3 protein-coding genes are annotated in these 2,927 nt (G+C 55.4%); all 3 read right to left on the bottom strand.

Going from position 1 to position 2,927, the window contains the following annotated elements; translation table 11 throughout:
* Window positions 1–531: hypothetical protein (locus EHO01S_RS16790; protein WP_024525029.1), on the bottom strand; the 531-nt coding region annotated here is incomplete at its 3' end.
* 116 nt (window positions 532–647) lie between these two features.
* Window positions 648–1,715, bottom strand: a complete 1,068-nt coding sequence (locus tag EHO01S_RS16795) for a hypothetical protein (protein WP_024525030.1) — start codon at window positions 1,713–1,715, stop codon at window positions 648–650.
* Between the two features lie 114 nt (window positions 1,716–1,829).
* Window positions 1,830–2,903, bottom strand: a complete 1,074-nt coding sequence (locus tag EHO01S_RS16800; RefSeq protein WP_155964375.1) for a hypothetical protein — start codon at window positions 2,901–2,903, stop codon at window positions 1,830–1,832.
* Window positions 2,904–2,927: the final 24 nt, after the last annotated feature.

Below are 2,927 nucleotides of genomic sequence, written 5' to 3' on the forward strand. Positions count from 1 at the left end.
AATGCTCAAGGTCTGCATGTTTGGGATACCCAATACCGCCAGCAAGCGTTCGCGATGGTAATAGTCGCTTTTACTCATTCCGCGCAAGGGGGCGTTATCGCGGTACTGCTTTAATAACTGGCGTCGACTGCTGCCCTGGCGAAAGTTGAGTAAGCGGGACGGGCTCGGCGGCTGGTGCGAAAGCGCCTGTGGCGCCTGGCATAAGGCCTTAAGCTGCGCCACCAGTTCCGCCCTCGGCAGACGGCCCGAGATGAGCGGGCATATGCCGTCAAAGATCTGCAAACCGCTGAGGCTCGGCGGAACCAGCACCACCATGCGGCAAGGCAACTGGCGGCGGTAGTGGTGGACCCGCCGTACATGGCGCCCCCAGCCTAATAAGGGTTCGCCACTGAGCGCCAGCACAAATAGATCGTGAGGCGTGGGGGTCTTTACCGCGACGTCGGCAAAAACAGGGTAGCCCGTCTCTTGCAGTAGCAGCCGGAGTCCATTCAGTTCATAAAAACAGGGCCCTGACAGAATAAATCGTTGCATTTTACTCATTGCCTATTTCAATGACGCGCGCACAGGAATAATACGCGTGCCGGACGTGTTATCCGTGCATCATGAACGCGTAATTCATTAACTATGCGGCGGCGGATGAGGGTTAATTAATTGGCCGTAAGCGTGAGGTTAATATTGCTCGTATAGTTACCGGCCTGCGCCGTGCGCGCATCGAGCGCCAGGCGAAATTCCCCTTGTGTGCCGCTGATAGTGACCGCCTGATCCAGCGGCACCACCTGGTTGGCGCTATCTAGGATGGTGACCTTAGCCCCGCCCAATAACACCCCATCGCCCGAGGCGGTGGCATTGGCACTGGTAAAACGCATCGTCCAGATATCGGCGCGTCCACTGCCGGAGGCTTGCCACCTCAGCGTCTTGACCTGCGGCGTCGAGGCCCCCATCGGGGCGGGGTTAAAGGTGATGGCGTTATCCAACAGCGTCAGGGTTAAGGGCGTCGCCGGACGCACACAGCGTATTTCCGAGACGATCGGCCCGCCGGCAAAGGTGAGCGTATGATCGCCGCCGGGGATGTTAATCGCGTCCCGGGTAGAGATGCCGATGACGGCGCTGGATACCGTATGGAGAAAACGTATTTCATGGCTGCGATACTCATTTCTTGGTACGGACGGCATCACAATCCGTTTTTGAAATACCGGGCTGTTAATATTGGCGCTTTCGGCAAAGGAGAGCCGCTTGTCCATACTGTAGGTAAAATTCTGAGCGCGCGTGAAGCGTATGTTCGCACAGTGATTTTCATTATTACAGCCTAAATCAATCGCCATCCGGCCAGAGAAAGAGGGGCCGGGAACGCCTGAGGCTCGAAACAGGTTATTACGTCCCTGATACAGTGTGGCTCGCCCCTCTTGGGCAGAGAAACGAAATGCGCCAAGAACATCCAGTGTGGGGCGTAGCGTAGCAATATCGTTATTGATCGCGCCCGCATCCAGATTTTGGTCATCGGACTTCAGTGTAATTGTGCTATTTGACCATCCGCCCCACAGATAAAATTTAGCGCGGAAAGTTCCGGCAAAATATTGCGGTGAAGTCCAGCGCCCAGTGGGTGCGCTGGTAATGTCACACAGATATTCATTGCTGGCATTAACAGAGAAACTGCTCAACAGCAGAGTATGGGCAAGCCATAACTTAGTCGCGCGGCTATGTTTGGTTTTCAGCATGTGAGTCCTTATATGTGCTAGCCCACGAAACAGGCTGCATGATCCTGGTTAAAAATTCTGGCTAATATCATCTCGCTATGCGGCGACGCTCAGCGCGCGGCGGATGAGGGTTAATTAGTTGGCCGTAAGCGTAAGATTAATATTGCTCGTATAGTTACCGGCCTGCGCCGTGCGCGCATCGAGCGCCAGGCGAAATTCCCCTTGTGTGCCGCTGATAGTGACCGCCTGATCCAGCGGCACCACCTGGTTGGCGCTATCTAGGATGGTGACCTTAGCCCCGCCCAATAACACCCCATCGCCCGAGGCGGTGGCATTGGCACTGGTAAAACGCATCGTCCAGATATCGGCGCGTCCACTGCCGGAGGCTTGCCACCTCAGCGTCTTGACCTGCGGCGTCGAGGCCCCCAGCGGGGCGGGGTTAAAGGTGATGGCGTTATCCAACAGCGTCAGGGTTAAGGGCGTCGCCGGACGCACGCAGCGTATTTCCGAGACGATCGGCCCGCCGGCAAAGGTGAGGAGTTTCTCGCCGTTAGTGAGCCCCGTGTTATTACTGGAAACGATATAAATGACGGCATTGTATAGGGTATGGATGAAACGCATTTCATGGCTGCGGTACTCATTTCTGGGCGCAGACGGCATCACAATACGCTTATGAAGTGCGGGATTGTTGATATTTCCACTGTCGGTAAATGAGAGGCGCGCATCCAGAGTAATGGTAAACGACGGGACGGTTAGCAGCACGATCTTCGCACACTGCTCGTTACCATTACACCCGAACTGAATAATGATCGGCCCCGAGCGTGAGGGGGCGGGAATGCCTGGTGCATTGAAGCGGTTATTACCGCCTTGATACAAGGTAGCCTGCCCCGCACTTCCGATCGCGGTAAAATGAAAAACACTGAGCATATCCAGGGTGGGACGCAGTGTCGCAAGAGCATTATTGATCGCGCCCGCATCCAGATTTTGGTCATCGGACTTCAGCGTGAGCGTACTCTGTGGCGTTCGCCCTTCCAGCGCTAAAACAGCCCCATACGTCGCTAGTGAATATTGCGGTGAATGCCAACGACCGCTCGGCGCGCTGGTGATCTCACAGCGGTACTCATTACTGGCGTTAACAGTGAAACTGGCCAATAGCAGAGTATGGCACAGCCATAACCTCGCCGAACGCCTCTTTTTTGTTGTCAGCATATCATCCCCCTATTGGCTACCACC

It is taken from the genome of Edwardsiella hoshinae NBRC 105699 = ATCC 33379 (assembly GCF_000474215.1).
Lineage (GTDB): Bacteria > Pseudomonadota > Gammaproteobacteria > Enterobacterales > Enterobacteriaceae > Edwardsiella > Edwardsiella hoshinae.

Bases quoted from the DNA above. Each gene is read 5' to 3' on its own strand.
- EHO01S_RS16795 (WP_024525030.1), bottom strand. From the start codon at position 1,715: ATGCTGAAAACCAAACATAGCCGCGCGACTAAGTTATGGCTTGCCCAT.
- EHO01S_RS16800 (WP_155964375.1), bottom strand. From the start codon at position 2,903: ATGCTGACAACAAAAAAGAGGCGTTCGGCGAGGTTATGGCTGTGCCAT.